The organism is Halorubrum sp. ARQ200, from assembly GCF_005435115.1.
Lineage (GTDB): Archaea > Halobacteriota > Halobacteria > Halobacteriales > Haloferacaceae > Halorubrum > Halorubrum tropicale.
Window position 1 is genome coordinate 22,969 of record NZ_SGTZ01000019.1, and the last position, 17,217, is coordinate 40,185.

Below are 17,217 nucleotides of genomic sequence, written 5' to 3' on the forward strand. Positions count from 1 at the left end.
AGATTAGAAAGGCAATATAAAATATTATCAATTGGATGTCCGATTTGGGACTTATGACTTCTGAAGAGGAATTCAAATCGTATGTTGAGTGGCGGTTGAACGAAAAAGGCCTCTTCGAACGTGGGTTCATCCAATCCCTCCAAGGAAGCTTCACTCAACTTTCCGTCGAACCACGTTCCGAATCCGCCTATCTCGCATCCTTCGCCTCGCTCGCTGGTGGATGGAACACCGATGTCGGGCGCACACTTATTGACGAAATCGGAGTACAGTGTATTGACGATCTCAACACTGTCGAACTGACTCCATTAACTGACTCTGCTGAGTACCATCCGCATCGGCATATGAATTATCAAGACGTCGATAGTGCAGTCGGCTCTCTGGATTCCCTCAGCTACGATGGCACTGCGATCTCCAGCATCTCCGAGTTTATCGAGCGGATGTATGAGAAAAAGCAGCTGGAGGGTAGTTCAGCAGCATTTGATGAAGCGATGTCCGGGTTACAGCGATTGGATTCTTTTGGCCGAATCGCAGCCTTCGATTACTTGGAGGTCTTGATTCGGGCTCATAATCACGATTGGATGACCCCCGACCAACTCCGGTTGTCGCACATTAAAACGAGCAAGCCCAAACAGATGTTCGAGAAGATTTACGATACTTCCGTTGACGACGCTGCCGCACAGCAGCATCTGGACAACCTACAGCGGTGGGCACAACTCGAACAAGGCATGTCCCGAACAGAAGCTGTATTTGATATTGAATCGTGCTTGTGTACTTTCGAATCAGATCTTGACGATGGCTGGTCAAGAAGTGACTGTGTATAGGATGACCGAGTACGGTAACGTCACAAGAAAACCCCGTACTTGTATCATCTCTGACTGAGTAGCAGGAACAAACTCTCGCTATGCAGGCCAAGCAAACCCTTCCAGATTCAGCGAAAGAAACTATCAGTCGAGAATTCGACCGCGCCGAGTCGTCCGACCCGATCGTCCTCTGGTGGGACGACGGAAACTACCTCGAGGACATCATCAAGCAGGCCTGCAACGAACTCGGCGTTCACCTGAAAGTCGCCGAGGAGACGCCGCTGGAACTCCGTGCTAATCCTGTTGACGGCGAACAGGTCTGGTACGTCCCACACGTCAAGGAGCCCGAAGACGCCGAGGGCAACTACGACTGGTTCCGCGACGTCGAGCACACGGGCGGCGAGGTGGAGATGAGCATCGAAGACCTCACCGTCCACGCGTTCGAGCGCGGGCAACTCAATGCGTGGGAGCTGAAAGCCGCGACGCAGGCAGACGACCCCGCAAAACGCCGTGAGATCGCGCGGATTCTCCACGATCAGCTCACCGGCGGCCAGCTTCCGACGCTCGAACAGCTCCGCACGCAGATCGTCACCGGCGGCTACACCGATCCGGTCGCGTTCGTGCTGGAGAACGGTTGGGGCGACATCGACGACAGCCCCGACACTATCGAGCAGATGCAGGACTTGCTGACCAGCGAGGGCGTTGATGCGGTCGCGAGCGAGGACGAACCGGCGGGAATCGTCGCCGCGACGCGTCGGTGGGCCGTCGCCGAGTGGCTGATCCACGCCGGCGCGGACGCCGAACGCTTCCCGAGTGAGTTCCGCGCCGAGACGGCCGGCGCTCACGACCTCCCCGAAATCAAGTCGCTGTTAAACAACACCACCTCGGCCAGCCTTCTCGCCGACCGCTACCTCGGCGAGGCGATCTGGCCCGAGCTCGTCGCGGCCGTCGACGATCCGTGGGAACTGGCGGACTGTATCGTCGACGCCGCGCTCGAACGTCGCCTCTGGGAGGAGTGGCACGCGTCCTTCGACGCCGGCGACTACGAGACGTGTCTCAAGCGCGCCGAGGAGCGGTACGACGCCCTCCTCGGAAGCGAGGACTTCCGCGGCACCTACCGCGGCGCCTACGGCCCGGACAGCCCGTGGACGCGGACGTGGGAGCAGGCCGCTGAGATCGCCCGCCTCGCGCACCAGATCCAGACGTGGGACGAGAGTGCCACCGATGATGTCGTCTCGCTGTACGCCGATCGGGACGACGGCACGTGGCAGATCGACAACGCGGTGCTCAACCTCGTCGTCGCCGGCGAGCCCGAGGCGGACCTTCCCGCCGATCATCCCGCGACCGTCGCGCTCGACGACCTCCGGATGCAGCTCCAGTCGGAATACGTCGAGTACCTCGAAGACCTCGGCGACCTCGTCACGGAGACCGTCGAAGCTGGCGCACCCTTCGTCGACGAGGATCACTCCTACCAGTTCTTCACCAAGGAGTCCGACGGTCTCGAAAGCGGCCAGACGATCGCGCTGTTCGTCATCGATGCCCTTCGGCTCGACCTTGGCCGTCGCCTCGCGGACGAATTGCGTGACTACGTGGCGACCCTCCCGTCCGATGCTCCCGAGTTTGCCATCGACGAAGACGTCTGGCTTGGGACGCTTCCCTCGGAGACCGAGTTCGGGAAGGCTGCGCTCACGCCGGGAGAAATACAGATGTTCGATGTCTCGCTAGTCGATGGCAAGTTACAGCCGATGCGAAACAACCGCGAAGTCGATACCAATCGACGCAACTCGTTGCTGGACGGCGACGGGTGGACGGTCACTCGCCAGGAGGATGACGACGGCTGGCAGTCGACACGTGTCGCCTACTTCAAGAACGACATCGACGACATCGGTGAGAAGGAACTCAGCGACCTCGAGGCGATGCTGGCGCGACGCGTCGACTCGCTCGCGGAGTTCATCGGGACGAAACTCAAACAGGGTGAGTGGGATCAGGCTTACGTGCTGACCGACCACGGATTCGTCCTGCTTCCGGACAACGCGTCGCCGGAGAGAATTTCTCGGCCGACGGAAGCGTCCGACTCTGGGCGCCGGTGGATTGCCGGAGAGGATGTGGACGAGGATTCTCCCGGCGTGCTACTCGACTCCAGCTCCCGACTGGGGTACCTCGACGCCAACGTCAGCATCCTTGCGAGCCCACTTAAGCGGTTCAGAAAGCAGGGGCTCGGTGACGCGCGATTCTACCACGGCGGACTGCTCCCACAGGAGTTCGTGCTTGACTTTATCAGCATCACGCAGGGGTGAATTCAGCTCATGACCCTCAAATCCGAAGTTCACGACGACGTCAAATCCGCTTGTAGGAGCTACATCTCATCAATAGAACAAGGTGAAGACGAAGTACCCACCGACACAGTCTACCGGCTGACTGGGACTGGATTGAGATTCAGAGAACCCAAGGAAGTAGATCGCCCTTCACTCGCACTAAGACAAAATCCGGGAGAGCACTATTCTTCCGAATTTGATTCTGTCTCCCAATATATTGCTGATGAGCTTGATTTTGAGATGGTTCCAGAAGTTGATATTGATGGTGAAGGCGATACACATGTTGTCAACGCCGAGTTATCGGGAAGGATTGAGGATAGTCTGAGAGATTTCACAGGACTCGTTATGGATTATTCCGGCAGCTTTGAGTTCACTGATGCAGCTTTTGAGGCTGCTTATGACAACCAGTTTGAACCAGATTATGCCGACAGGGAGGAGTATAAGATACTCGTTCCGCTAAAAGGTGTTCAAGCAGGATCGGACATCTCCCTAGGGACGAGTCTTCGGTTCGATAGTCAATTCGATGGCCCGTACCACATCTCGGACATAGCAGTAACAGACATTTCAGATACGGAATGGAACGGGATAGCGACATTTGACGCACCCTTCGACGCGTCAAACAACGTTCAAACTCCAGAAGTCGTTCAAGACTACTCTTACTCGAAAGTATTGCGAGTAACTATTGAAAGGAGACGGCAGAATATCCGAGAGTATATTCTGGAGAATCGGGGTGATGATCCCGATGAACTTCGTGCTGAATCCGTCTCTGTCTTGACGGTGGATAACCTCTCATATATGATCCATGACCATCTCGTGAGAGAGTTAGTAGATACAGTCGAAAGAACCTTCCACCATTACAAGCCACGGTGCGATCCCGGATTCGGAACCGGGTATATACTGTCTCCGAGTTGGATGTCATACCGCGACATTTCCGAGGACATCGTTGATGAATTGTATGTTGAGCGTGACGCGGGTCACGGTGAACTCGTACTTGAGGATGGTCAAAATGGTTTCAAGACATTTTGGGACAAGTATGCGTCGTACTTTACAGATCAAGACGCCCATTACGACAAGCCCCTTGTAAGGTTTGAAGAGATGTTCCACAAGAGGAGGAACGAAGATGCGATTCTCGATTGCTTGATCGCATTAGAGGGCACTCTTCTAAGAGGTACACAAGGGTCTTCCTACACATTCCGGCTGGGGCTACGTGGGAGTTTCCTCCTTGACGGTTCAAACCAATTGGCGTGGAACCGTGAGAAAACCCGAGAGTTCCTTTCAGGGCTCTATGCGATTCGAGGAGAGATCGTACATCAAGATAGATCACTCGAGGATGCAATTGATGAAGTCAATAACAGTGAACTCGAGAATTACAACGCCTCATCTCTTGCTGAAGAAGCTCGTGTTGTTTTTGCGAGGATTATACTCAGATACATCGACCACGACATCAATCACGGATTGTCGATTGACGAGGTGAATCAATATATGGATCAGGCAGCACTCAACGCGTCTTATTCGCCGGGGCCATGAGATTGGAACACTGCGTTGAATGTGCTATTATCCCATCTATGCAAAGAGAACCTCTTGTAGAGAATGTTACTCAAGAGATCATATCACAGGATAATCGAGGAGTCTCTCAGTGACAGATTCTACCCAATTCTCTCCGGGCCAACGGGTGATCCTCAACGGAGCGCCGGCTGAAGTCATCAAAACCCAAACGGTCGGGGAGATCGAGTATCTAAGAGCATACATCGACGGCGAGGGTGCCAAGACGGTCTGTCTCGACGATGTCGAGATTCAACCGCATCGATCCGGACTTGAGGAACTGTCCAATCAGCGAATCGGTGATCTTCATCCTGATCACGATGCGGTCTCAGCGCAGTGGTTCGACCTCCACACGCAAGCAACGAAACTCAAGCTCGCCCACGAGCAGGGACAGCTCCTGAGCATCTCGAACTCGCTCGTTCGACTGGAGCCCTACCAGCTCGACGCCGTGAACTGGGTGATGCAGAAGCTTCGGCAGCGAGCGCTCATCGGTGACGACGTCGGGCTCGGGAAAACGATCGAAGCCGGACTTATCCTGAAGGAACTTGCCGCCCGGAATCGCGCCGACCGCGTCCTGTTTGTCGTTCCCGCGCACCTCCAGAAGAAGTGGATCCGAGATATGGAGCGCTTCTTCGACGTCGATCTCACCGTCGCAGACCGGGCCTGGGTCGACGGTGAGCGTCGGCGGCTCGGCGAGGAGGCCAACATCTGGAACCAAGACCAACAACAGCTCGTCACCAGCATAGCGTTCCTGCGGCAAGACGAGTTCCGGCCCGCACTCCGGGACGCGTTCTGGGATGTCGTCGTGGTTGACGAGGCACACAAGACCGCAAAACGGGGTGAGTCGCCGAGCAAGACAGCAACCATGGTCGATACCGTCACGGGGAACTCCGACTCGCTGCTGCTGCTCAGTGCGACGCCGCACGATGGGAAAGGCGAAGCGTTCCGATCACTCGTTGAGTATATCGACCCGTTCCTTGTCGCCGAGAATCGGGAGCTCTCAAAGGAGACGGTCGATCGCGTCATGATCCGTCGCGGGAAGACCGATATCTACGACGAAGATGGTGAACGCGTCTTCCCGGACCGGGAGGTCAACTCGGTCTCGGTCTCGATGACGCACGACGAGCGGCAGTTCTACCGGGCGGTCACCGACTACGTCAAAAACGTCTACAACCGCTCGGAGAAGTTGAACGAACCCGCCGTCGGGTTCGCGATGGCGCTCATGCAGAAACGGCTGGTGAGCAGTGTGGGCGCGATTCACGCGACGCTCCGTCGACGGCTGGATGACCTCCTCGGCGAGGAGGCGGAAACTGATGGTCTCTCTGAGGAAGCACGAGCCTACCTCGACGGTGAGGATCTGGACGAGGATGACAAACAACACGCGGAAGACGAGATTGCTGGCCTGACCGTCACCAGTACCGACGAACAGCTGCAAGAGGAGATCGATACACTTCGCGACCTCGTCTCGCTGGCGGAGGATTTACCGGTTGACTCCAAGGCCCAGAAGGTCAGACGGTTTATCTCCCAGCTCCTCGAGGAACAACCGGACGAGAAACTTCTGTTATTCACGGAGTACCGAGATACGCTCGACTACCTCATCGAGTACGTACAAGACGAGCCGTGGGCCGACGAGATTCTCGTGATCCACGGCGACGTGGACAAGGACGAACGGGCGCGGATTGAAAACGAGTTCAATCATGGCCAGTCGCGACTCCTGTTCGCGACCGACGCCGCGAGTGAGGGGATCGACCTCCAGCACAGCTGCCACATCATGGCCAACTACGAACTCCCGTGGAATCCAAACCGGCTCGAACAGCGGATCGGACGCATCCATCGCTACGGACAGGAAGAGGAGGTCAAGGTCTGGAACTTCCTCTTCGACGACACCCGCGAGAGCGAGATCTTCGAGATGCTCCAAACTAAGGTCGAAGAGATCCGCTCTCAGCTCGGAAACACGGCGGACGTGCTCGGCATCCTCGACGACATCGACGTGGACTCGCTCATCATGGAGTCCATCGAGAACGACGACCCACCGAGTGCGACCAAAGAAGAACTCGAGGAGATGATCGAGGAGCGACAGCAGACGCTCGAGGAGTGGTACGAGCGGAGTCTCGTCGATACGAGTACGTTCGACGCGGAGAGTCGCCGACAGATTCAGGAGGTCGTCGACGAGTCAGAGGACGTCTACGGAAGCGAGGGAGACATTCGCGAGTTCTTCGAGCGAGCAGTCGAAGCCTTCGGAGGCGAATTCGAGAAATGCGGTACCAACCTGTATCAAGCCGAGTTGCCGGACGGAATCAATTCACCCGGCCAAGACGCGACGTTCGGCCCGTTCACGTTCGACCGTGACTTCGCGATGGATCACGAGGACATCACCTATCTCGCTCCGGACACAGATGTCCTGCAACGCCTCATGGCACGCGTGTTGGAGGACGAGCGCGGTGAGGTCGGACTCAAACTGCTGCCGTTCGTCGACACGCCGGGGATTACCTACAACTATCGCGTGGCATTCGAGGACGGTACTGGCGATGTGATTCGCGAGGAGACCGTCCCCATCTTCGTGGAGGCTGCGCAAGAGGATGCTCAACAGGCGCTCGGTGAGCGTGTCGTCGAGGGCAACTCGGTAGCAGCAAAGCCCGATGCCGACGACCTGCGAACTGTTCTCGACAAACAATCCGACCTACGGACGGCTGCTGACCGGTATGTGAGCGTGCGGGTCAACGAGATCAAGAACCATCTTCAGGAGAAGCGTCACGAGGAGACCGCTCGGGAGCTGGAAAACCTCGAGGAATACGCACAGGCGGAACGAGAACGGATCGAGTCCTTCATCGAGGAGTATGAGCGCAAAGCCGACGCCGGCTCGGACATGGACATCGCGATCCGTGGCCAACAGGAGCGGCTCGGACAGCTGGAGAATAGAATCGAGACACGTCGCAATGAACTTCAACGTCGAGAGCAGATCATCTCACTTGCGCCCGAGGTAGAAAATTACTGCCTTACACTTCCTCTCTGAATTCCGGTATCTGACACGGGAGCGCTGTCGAGAGAATTCAGAGATGAAATCTTAGCAGAGAGCATGAAATTGATATCACCAGGGGGATCGATCCAACTCCTCAACGACAATGAGCAAGATAATCACATTTCAGGGGTATTGATACCGTACTGTCATCGGATTCGACGGATCACTTCCCACCAATGATTTCCATTCAAGCATGACCGGAATCGTGATCCTCCCCGCTGGTCGCGACGACGCGTTTGAGGACTACAAACAGTTCATCCGAGATGGGCACCCAATTGCGGATATTGAGTCCTACCTCAATACAAGTATGAGATTTGGCGACTAAAGGCCGCCAGAAGCCCTCGAGAAAAGAGTCACTCTTCCTCGTACGTGATGTTCATCAGCCATTGGGAGAAGGCGTCTGCCTGCGGATCGACCTCTTCTTCACCAATGAATGGCGAGAGCATGTCACCCGCCATCAGCAGTGAAAAGTCACGATCGGATGCTGTTGGTTCGAGATAGTAGGTCCGCTGACCTTCGTACACCGTTTCCTCACGCTGGATCAGCTCGGCACTCTCAAGCGCTTCGACTAGTCGGCTTCCTTTTCGCGAAGAGACATCTAGCTCTTTCCAAAAGTCGCTCTGGTGAATCCCACCTGTCTCACGGACCAGTTCAAGACCCGCACGTTCGTCCTCCGAGAGATCGACTTCACCCTGTGACGCACTCATATTCCAACAGCTAACGTGTATTCATTATAATCGTTCTTTCTGTCGCTAACACTCGTTATGAGATTGGCCGTGATTGCTGTGCTGATCAGGTCGATCCACCGGAGTGAATCCCTCAATAGTCCCCGGCAGAGTCGAACACGTCGGTAAAGTCCTGAAGAATATCTTGTGACGACTTTCCATCAGCACGAGATGGAATTGGATCCTCCCAGCATTCGACCTCGAGTGTTTGTGCATCCGATATCTGATGCGGATCAGTCGTCACGTTGAGAATTGCCGTGTGATAGATAGCAAGGAGTCGGTGATCATGGACACTCACGTGATCGATGCCAGCTCGATTCAGGACTGCTGGAATATCCGTGGGACTAGAGAGAGATACCGAGACGGTTGGAGAATCCGGGTCACCCATACCAACGATTCTCACATCAGACAAATAAACTACCCGTGCTGGAGAGTCTCGAGGGACTCGCGTCGACCGTTGAGAAACACCCACGTTCGGGCCGACGTCGACCGTAACGTGTCTCGCCCCGTCACGTCGCCAGACGGACTCATCGGTCGGCATTCGAGCGTGTGTGGTACGACTGTCCAGACTTGAATTCGGTCAGTTCCTCGATCCGCGATTCCAGCTCTTCGACTTCGTCGCGAAGCTGGTCGGCGTCGTCAGCATTGCTCGCCGCAAGTTGGTCTTTCAGCCCTTGGAGTCGCGTCTCCTTGCGGTCTTCGTCCACCTCGGCTTTCCGAACGTACTCGGTTTCTTCAATCTCGTAGACGTCGCTTTCAGCAACATCAGTCACCTCGAGGGCATCGTCAACCTTCCCGCGATCAACGCTCACCACCCGATCACGGTCGATCCCGGCTGATTCGAGCGTGTCCAGTACCTCCTCGTCGGTTTTGAGCGAGCGGTTCGTCCGAGCAGTCCGCTGGACCGAGCCATACGATCCCGAGACCGGTCGGTCGTGATGGAGTCGGTCTAAGAGCGTGTCCGCGATCTCCTTGCGGAGGTCGTTGGCGTTCCGTTGAACATCCGAGAGCAAGGTATACAGATCAATGAGCGTCCCTGTCTCGACCCCTTCGAGCGCTGTAACCTCGTGGCGTTCCAGCGCGTCGACGAGCAACAGCGCATCCGCGTAGACGTCGAGATCGGGTTCTGTCCGTTCGTCGGGAGCAGGCTCAGAGGATGGGCCCTCGTCCAGTAACAATGAGGTGGTTGGCGCTTCGGTCTCGATGATCACACCTCGGTCGTCGTTCACCTCGAATCGTGGATGGAGACTCAATACCGTCGGGTATGGATCTGCATCGGGTGGGAGTCGATCAAGGTCGAACCCATCGGTAGAGTCGGAGGCACGTCGATATAGTGTCTCGAACTGGTCTTTTTGAAGCGGTCGCGACTCACCGCTATCCGAGAATCTGATGATGACGCGGTGTTCCTGGACGCCAGTTATCTGAAACCGGTCGTTCGAGAGTGGTGTCCGGAGCGTCGCTCCTTCCGGGAGGTCATCTAACCGCTCAAGGAGATTGTGCCAGCTGACCCGAAACGACATATTCGTACTCAGACCGTTGGACGCTAAATGCTTGAGGCTGCTTGTAGAACTCACAGCTGTATCCGAGTGCGTGGATGCTAATTGGATGAATTCGTAGGAGGACTCTCACATGGGACCCATGACAATTGCCAGTTACCCGCTTTTGAGGGTGTAAACCGCCTGAATGCGGGTACCGCGACGAAATGACAGTAATTGTATGTATGTCTGACGCTCGCCGTGAGTATTAAGACGGAGGCCGGCGCAACATCGCAGTATGCACGGCTAGGCGATGTTTAGAAAGGGGGGAAGTTCCCCTGTTGGCAGCAGGGGCCGCTTGGGAAGGGACAGGATGGCACCTGTCCGAGGAAGCTTTCCTATTCCTCATTTCTTCCGAAGTGGTCTTAATGGTTGCGGTGGTGAGAGTCATCTCCGGCTTTCGCCGATAACCCGTTCTGCTGTCTCTGAAACGGCCGATTATCCGATTTCGGCCGTAGCGTCGAGCACGTGCGCGGAGAGCGCACTATGCAGGACCACCCGGCTCATGGAGGTGTGCCAGCGGCGTGAGTCGCTTCGCTGTCGTTGGCTGTTCCAACTGTAGCCAACACTGGGTCATCGAGGATGCCGTCAGTAGTGGCGCTGCTAACGCTCGTGAGTGCCCTCGGTGTGGGAGTCAGCATTCAGATGGCCAGTTGCGACGTCGAGCAAGAGCCGACACGTGGGAGGACGCTGTTGAGCAACGGGCGGCGCTTCTCGCGAACACTCGTAACGCCGGCGCTGAGTTCGACGAGGTTGGCCACTACGCCGATCTTGAAGAGGAATGGGACCGCAACCTCGTCGGCCAACCACTCGGCGTGCAGGTGCTTACAGGTGCCTTCTCAGACGATCAGCACCTCGACACAGCGAATCGAGAGACATCCAACAAAACCGATCACAGCTCTCGTCAGCTTGGAGATCTCCGCTGTGATGAGGACGCGGGTCTCTGGGTGGTTCAGCAGTACCCGGCCGTGTCGTCTGGGACAGTACGCCTCGACAAAGAGAGCCGACCGGGTGAACTCTGGCGGCGTCTTGTTGGGGTCCTCGAAGCCGATATTGCGCTCGCCGTGCGCGAACTCGTCGGTGGTGTCGCTGATGGGGCCGCCTGGCAGACGCTTGAATCGATTATCGACGACCAGCTCGGGACAGTTGACCGAGAGGCGCTTCCAGACGCAGAAAGCCTCAACGGGTCGATCGTTGCGTCGACGCTGTTGAGCTTGTGTAAAGACGTCGAGTCCGAGCAGCATCAGCAGGCGCTCGAACTGCTCGAGAGCTTTGGGAGCGCAGAGTTTGGCCCGCTTGGCATCGGGTTCCCTGGTGAGCTTGCGGATGTCCGCCGAGTTGTGAAGCCGTTGCTCGCAGCCGCAGACCATACGCCGACACTCACTGTGCGGATCGATGAGTCATTCCGGGAGATTGGCCACGCCGACCAACGCCGGCAGATGGTCCAGCTGCTCAGTTGGCTTGGCCACGGTGTGGACGTCCGGATTGTGTTTGAGTCGTCTATCTGGATGCGGCGCTTCGCTTGGAGTTATGATCCGGAGATCGATGTCGACGAGCTGGATGGGAACGTTCCGGACGTGGCAGCGTTCGATGTGAGTTCTCAATGCGATACAGGCCAGCGCGCTCACGGAACTGTCGACGACCACGTCGCGGCTGCGTGTGAGGCGCTTGAGACGGACGGTGAGGTTGTCGCAACCCTCGAGCGTATCGGCGCGGAAGCCGGCCAGACAGCTGGCTACGAGGCGCTCTATGAGGCTGCTCCGTACGATGACCCCGACCAGTCCCGGAACAACGTCGCGTACCACCTGCGCCAGCTTCGCGAACACGAACTCGTGACGGATCGTATCGCGACCAGCGACGGGAGCAAAGTCGCAATTCGCCCGGCTGGCGTGCGTTTCCTCGACGAAATCGGCCGATCTGGAACGCAGCAGAAACCCCTTCAGAATTTTGTGAGTCGGACCGGAAAATCCGACGACAATTTGGAGTCTAGACCCGCGCACACACGTGAGGGGGGGACCGGGTGGAGCCGCGACCGCCTCCCAGCACTCCACAGCATCCAACCGCTTCCTCGCTCTACGTATCAGGCCGCCGCCGCGGCGACCCCCGAGAATGGCGTCGCAACTGTCGATGCGGAGGTTTCCGAGTGGGACGATCGAGCAGCTCCCCGGCGCTACATGGACTGGGACAATAATCGACTCGCTGTGGCCGCCGAAGTCGACAATCCGATGCAGTGGGCAGTCTGTACTGCTCGCTCGTTGGGTGACACGTTTGTCTGGGACAATCTGCTCACTGACGAGCGACTCGACGAGAATGGTGAGTTCCGCCGGCTGCTCCAAGAGGCACCCGATATCCTCCAGAATAGTGCGTGCCTCGGATGGATTGCTGACGAAGACGAACTTGTCGACGATGTCGATGAGTTTGGCGACCGAATACAAGCTGTTCTCGAGGAGATTTGCGAGATGACACGGGACATGACTCACGGCGAGTACCGCGAGTACAGCTCTCGGACGGCGTTTCGGACGAAGATTCTCACGGAATCACTCGGCGTGATCGGCGTGATGACCCGATTACTGGACTTCGTCGGCGTCGACATCCTCCGAATCGGTCGGATACCCCGGTTCAAGAACGATTTTGCCGACGAGAAGCTCTCAGCTATCGCGAAGTTCGTTGGAATCAACTCGGCGATTGGGTCGAAATACGGGATGGCGTCGGTGTTTCGGCAACTGTTCGAGGACCGTGACGAGGTCCTCCGCTGGTCACTGGATGTCGATGTCAACGCCGCAGAGCCGTTCGGTGAGCTCATCGGCTCGTGGTGTCTGTTTGCTGATTACGGCGACCGCCAGGAAGTGTTCGCTGAGAAGCTTCGATCCAACGTCTCGCCGAGGGACATCCGGGATGATGCCCCCGAGATCGGTGTCCGCGTCCCCGTCCAGATGTCGACGAGTCGGGCCCAGTACCGGGATCTGCTTGAGGAAGCGCTCGAGGCGAAGAATCTGCTTACAACTCCAGAGGCGGTATCGGTGCTCCACGGGCTGTGTCGGTCACCGCTCGCTATCACGAACGGCGTCGCTCGTGCCTTGGAGCCGGAAGCCGAGACGCGACATATCCGGTCTGTAGAGCTCCGGCGTATCATCGCAGCACTGTCCCCAGAGCAGGTACTCCGAGATGCGTCGTCAACGCCGCGAAAAGCCCTTGTGGCACTCGCCGACGCTGAAGAATTCCTGACGCAGTCAGCACTCGCCGAGAGAGCCGGTGTGTCGGCTCGCTCGCTTCGTGAGCACCTCCCTGATCTCGTTGATGCTGGAATCGTCGCGAAGGCCGACGCTGGCTACCGACTCCAGCTGTCGTTTGCGGAAACGGACCGGGACGACGGAGAACTGCCTGAGCGGTACCAGGATATCTACCCGCAATGGGTGAGCGATCCAACCGTCAGCAACGACGTCCACGCTGCGGCCGGAGCATTACGGACAGCTCGGGAGCATCACGGGCCAGATGGACCCGTCTCATCAGAGGACGTCGGGTTCGCTGGCGATGTCTTGCTAAAACTCACAGAACCATGGCCGTTACTCGATGAGGTGCTGCCAGCGCTGTGGGCAGTGACTGCGAGAGCGTGCTATCGAGAGGACGCCACTGTTGCCGGTGGTGTCCTTGTTGAATGTGAGACTGAGGTAATGGGGAGACGCCCACGCCAGTTGAGCCTCCAAGAAGCAACCAGTGGGGAGCTTATCGGATGAGTTCTAGAGGAATGAAAGCGTCTGTCACCGGTGATTTGTAGAGACTTGGTATACTGTTCTCGTCATCATATTTCTTGACGAGACCATTGGGCCACTCATGCTGTTCCTAGGGTGCCATAGAAGAGTTGCCACGACATTTATTTCGCGAACTCACAGCCGAATCAGCCGATAGAACGCGCTTGCGTATTGAAAACCGGGAGTTCTACCGCATGAGGTGGTCATTCAGTGACCACTGATGTGTCCTCCAACTTCACCCAAGGAATGATTGAGAAGATAGTATCCGAAGTTCAGATCGTCGAGTTAGAAAGTTATCTCGGGGGGTTGAACCGGTCACGAACCTGTTCGAATACCTCGTTCGAGGAGTGTGTATACCCTTGGGTAGTTCTAGGGCTCGAGTGGTTCGCCACCATCTGTCGATACGTGAGATTCACACCATCGTTCTTCATCAGCGTGAGACACGAATGTCGAAGTGTGTGTACGGTAACCCGGTGCCATTCACGTTGTCGGTTCCTACTATCAGTGGCATCTTCACAGAGTGATACTACCCGTGATGTCCCGAGTGTATCTTGGATGCCTGCCCGCTCAGCAGCCTCCTTTACCACTCGATTTAGACTACTGTTGGCCTCGATCTTGGTTCCATTCTGACTCGGGAAGAGATACTCACAAGTTGTATTTGCGACGAATCCTGCTCGATGGTGGCGGATCCAGTAATCTATCTCGAAGGCAAGATTATCTGTGATTGGAACCTCATACGACTTCGAATTTTTGGGGTTATGGACGTGTATCTCGCCAGCATCCAACGACAGGTCTTCTAACCTGATCCCCCGGATATCTGAGTTCCTCAGTCCAGTTTCTACGCCGACGACTGCCATAAGACGGTTCCTGTAGCTATCGAAGGCATCGAAGAGCTGGCGAATCTCAGCACGCGAGAGGGCTTCGCGTTCAATCGGCTCCGGTGTGTTGTATTCGCTGAGATCGATAGTCCTGATTCGTAAAGGGTCAAAATTTAGCATATCTCTGTCTTCCGTGTACAGTCGAACATGGCGGTAGAGCCCTCCGATCGTAGAAACCTTCCCCCCAATGGTCCCTTGACGGTTCCCGATACGGACACAGTGAGCGATAAAATCCAGTAGGTCGTCGAACTCGGCGTCTAACATGGACTTGTCTCGATCTTGGAGGAATATTTCGTACTGTCTCAGGTGTCCGTCGTAGGTCCCAGCTGTCGACGATTTTAGCCTGACGCCGTCACTACGTCTTAGGTATTGCCGTGCATGTCGATCCTGTACGCGGTAGTCCCGAGTCGTGGGGTGGGCTTCACTCATCGAAACCACCCCCGAAAAGGTCGTTGCCAACTGCCCAGAACCGGTGTCCGTTGGTCCCCCGATCGTGTGCGAGGCCGTGGTCAACTAGACTCCCGAGTGCAGAGTGAAGGGTGGGTAGATTCTTATCTAACCGATCTCTAAGATCATCGATCCGCAGGCCTTCGTCGCTCTTTTGCAGTTCTCGGTACACTTGCTCTACTTCACGACCAAAGTGACCGCCATTGGCCGAGTTCGAGGGTTTCTTCGTCCCGATCTCATCTTCAAGCGAGTTGATTTGGTCGAGTACTTCAGACTGGCGCGCAGCCACTTTGTCGACGTGACTAAGCAGTCGTCCAAAGGCAATCTCTCCCTCTCCGTTGAGGGTCTGTTTGTGATCCTCGAATGCGGCCCGAAGACAGAGACTGACGTTACCCTGATAGTGCTTCTCCGCGATGCGAACTAGTTCATCGTCAAGACGGCGAGGTATGGTGAATTTTCTTCGTGTGAACTCAGACTCACCTGACTTATCTCCCATGTAACTCACCTCCTACAGTACCGTGCCCATCTTGAATCAGCCTCACAGTCTCTCCCCCTTGATTTCTCCTAGGGGGAGGAGTGGGTGAATCGACATCCAGACCTCCCACAGTTGGGTAGTGGAATTAGAGAGAGTCAGCTCCCCATACTCCGTTTCAGGTGGCAGAGGGCCTTCCACATCTGTAGCAAGTCCTTTTTTTGAGAGAGATTGGCCGAAATACCGCTCCAACTGCTCATCGAGGGAAAGGTGACGAAATCCGCGCAATGAGGGTGATTTCTCCATTGAGGCTTCGACTAGCCTTGCTCTCAGCCGCCTGAGGGCCGTTCGTGACGGAGTGATGAGTAACGGTTCGCCATTACGATAGCGTTCGAGTTTCTCGAGCAGTTCCGTCAGAACACCTGATTCGCTCTGCACATCGACACCCACCTTACCGGCATGGGACCTGACAGTTTGAGTTGCATTACCGACGACGAGCTCCCACCAGTCGATGACGGACTCTCCACCGCTCCCTGTCCCGATTTCTAGGAGCAGCCAGTTCTCCCGCTGATCGTCGAGCCGATGACCACTACTGGACATCTTCTTGCCCCTCTGCGTGGATTTGTTCGCCTGGGTTTGGGCCACTTAGCCACCCTTTCTCTTCGTTGTCTCGACATTTTGGACACCGGGGAGCACGAGATGACGAGGGAGGATTGATGTCGTCCCAATCATAACTCGCCTTACAACTCGAACACGACCATTTATACGCGCCATATTGTTCAACGAGCGAGGGATGATGGTGCGCTAAGGTCGGCGTCAGCTTTGAATCGGGATGTGAGTCGAGGTATTCGATGACTTTCTGTCGAGGGTACTCAGCAAAGACAGGAAGCAACCCGACCGGACCAGCATCTGAATACTCTCTGTCGCCCCGACCGCATCGTTCACGGTAGGAACAGAAATTACACTCCCAGTCGTGTTTCGGCTCTGCTGGTGGGAGAACGCCGTATGTCCGATACTTCGTCTGAATGGCCGCCCACTGAAGCACAGTGTCCTTCCAGAATGTTCGATCAAACTCCACCTCGAATGCCTCAATCTCTAACGTGGAACGACTGCCATAGACGACTGCCGCTTGCTCGATGTCGACATCGTACTTTTCCGACAGCCCGTACATGTACGCGTGTAATTGCGCCCGATGGTGGCGGTTAGGCTCAGATAGGTTATCTATCGACTGCTTGGTCTTGATTTCCAACAGTAGAATCGGGACTGAGTTTTTGTCGACTATTACCGGGTCGGTCTCTCCTTTGATCCGAACCTCTCCATGCTCGGTATCAACTGTATAGTCAACCCAGAGAGAGTTACAAGCGTAAGTATTCTCATCAGTTACCATATCTGTGAGGTACGGCATAATCAGGTCCTCCTCGAACCGTGTGCCAAACCAGAATATTCCTCTAGGTGGTCCGTCTTCCTCGGGCGAATTGAGGTGACTATACCACGACTTTCTGTGACATTGTAGTAGTTTACTCGGGCTGTGTCGGGAAGTTGGTTGGACTTTCGATGGTCCGTTGAAGTAGGGCCTACCTTCCCGGATATTCTCGGAGTATACTCTGTCCCGGTACCATTTCTCGAAGGGGGAATCCTCCAATCTCTCAAAGACCACTCTGGGAGATGCTTTGTCGCCCGCGTCCTCCTCCGATGTGCTTCTCAACTCGGGATTATCCATGGAAGAGGTTCGCAC

Annotated in this window: 12 protein-coding genes; 5 read left to right on the top strand and 7 right to left on the bottom strand. The window is 56.1% G+C overall.

Annotated elements, in window-relative coordinates; genetic code table 11:
* The first annotated feature begins 53 nt into the window (after window positions 1–53).
* The 4 genes from EXE50_RS16245 (at window position 54) to EXE50_RS16260 (ending at window position 7,670) form a co-directional block, all read left to right on the top strand.
* On the top strand, window positions 54–821 hold the full coding sequence (locus EXE50_RS16245) for a hypothetical protein (protein WP_137705572.1): 768 nt from the start codon (window positions 54–56) through the stop codon (window positions 819–821).
* A gap of 80 nt (window positions 822–901) precedes the next feature.
* A complete protein-coding gene (pglZ, locus tag EXE50_RS16250) occupies window positions 902–3,097 on the top strand; it encodes a BREX-5 system phosphatase PglZ (protein WP_137705573.1) in 2,196 nt (731 codons plus the stop codon).
* A 9-nt stretch (window positions 3,098–3,106) separates the two neighbouring features.
* Window positions 3,107–4,642 (top strand): hypothetical protein, encoded by a 1,536-nt coding sequence (locus tag EXE50_RS16255; RefSeq protein WP_137705574.1) that lies wholly within the window; start codon window positions 3,107–3,109, stop codon window positions 4,640–4,642.
* Between the two features lie 109 nt (window positions 4,643–4,751).
* Complete coding sequence (locus EXE50_RS16260) at window positions 4,752–7,670, top strand: helicase-related protein (protein WP_137705575.1); 2,919 nt, start codon at window positions 4,752–4,754, stop codon at window positions 7,668–7,670.
* A gap of 359 nt (window positions 7,671–8,029) precedes the next feature.
* Here the strand turns inward: EXE50_RS16260 and EXE50_RS16270 are convergent, their stop codons facing one another.
* From EXE50_RS16270 to EXE50_RS16280, 3 genes are all read right to left on the bottom strand, one after another.
* Window positions 8,030–8,383: a MarR family transcriptional regulator gene (locus EXE50_RS16270; RefSeq protein WP_094519341.1), complete on the bottom strand. Its 354-nt coding sequence runs from the start codon at window positions 8,381–8,383 to the stop codon at window positions 8,030–8,032.
* A 112-nt stretch (window positions 8,384–8,495) separates the two neighbouring features.
* Window positions 8,496–8,789, bottom strand: coding sequence for a hypothetical protein (locus EXE50_RS16275; protein ID WP_137705576.1), 294 nt, complete (start codon window positions 8,787–8,789; stop codon window positions 8,496–8,498).
* A 139-nt stretch (window positions 8,790–8,928) separates the two neighbouring features.
* Entirely contained in the window at window positions 8,929–9,921 is a 993-nt protein-coding gene (locus tag EXE50_RS16280; protein ID WP_137705577.1) for a hypothetical protein, read from the bottom strand.
* A gap of 539 nt (window positions 9,922–10,460) precedes the next feature.
* On the opposite strand from EXE50_RS16280, the gene EXE50_RS16290 reads away from it, so the two are divergent.
* A complete protein-coding gene (locus EXE50_RS16290) occupies window positions 10,461–13,670 on the top strand; it encodes a DUF5817 domain-containing protein (RefSeq protein ID WP_394347761.1) in 3,210 nt (1,069 codons plus the stop codon).
* 308 nt (window positions 13,671–13,978) lie between these two features.
* On the opposite strand, the gene EXE50_RS16295 is transcribed toward EXE50_RS16290, so the two are convergent.
* The 4 genes from EXE50_RS16295 to EXE50_RS16310 all read right to left on the bottom strand — a co-directional run bounded on the left by EXE50_RS16295 (window position 13,979) and on the right by EXE50_RS16310 (window position 17,202).
* Window positions 13,979–14,827: a site-specific integrase gene (locus EXE50_RS16295; RefSeq protein WP_158293673.1), complete on the bottom strand. Its 849-nt coding sequence runs from the start codon at window positions 14,825–14,827 to the stop codon at window positions 13,979–13,981.
* A gap of 157 nt (window positions 14,828–14,984) precedes the next feature.
* On the bottom strand, window positions 14,985–15,506 hold the full coding sequence (locus EXE50_RS16300; protein WP_137705579.1) for a hypothetical protein: 522 nt from the start codon (window positions 15,504–15,506) through the stop codon (window positions 14,985–14,987).
* Window positions 15,507–15,548: 42 nt separating this feature from the next.
* Window positions 15,549–16,127 carry a hypothetical protein gene (locus EXE50_RS16305; protein WP_137705580.1) on the bottom strand — a complete coding sequence of 193 codons (579 nt, stop codon included), beginning with the start codon at window positions 16,125–16,127 and terminating at the stop codon, window positions 15,549–15,551.
* Complete coding sequence (locus EXE50_RS16310; RefSeq protein ID WP_137705581.1) at window positions 16,072–17,202, bottom strand: PD-(D/E)XK nuclease family protein; 1,131 nt, start codon at window positions 17,200–17,202, stop codon at window positions 16,072–16,074. Before EXE50_RS16310 ends, EXE50_RS16305 begins: the two co-directional genes overlap by 56 nt.
* Window positions 17,203–17,217 lie beyond the last annotated feature (15 nt).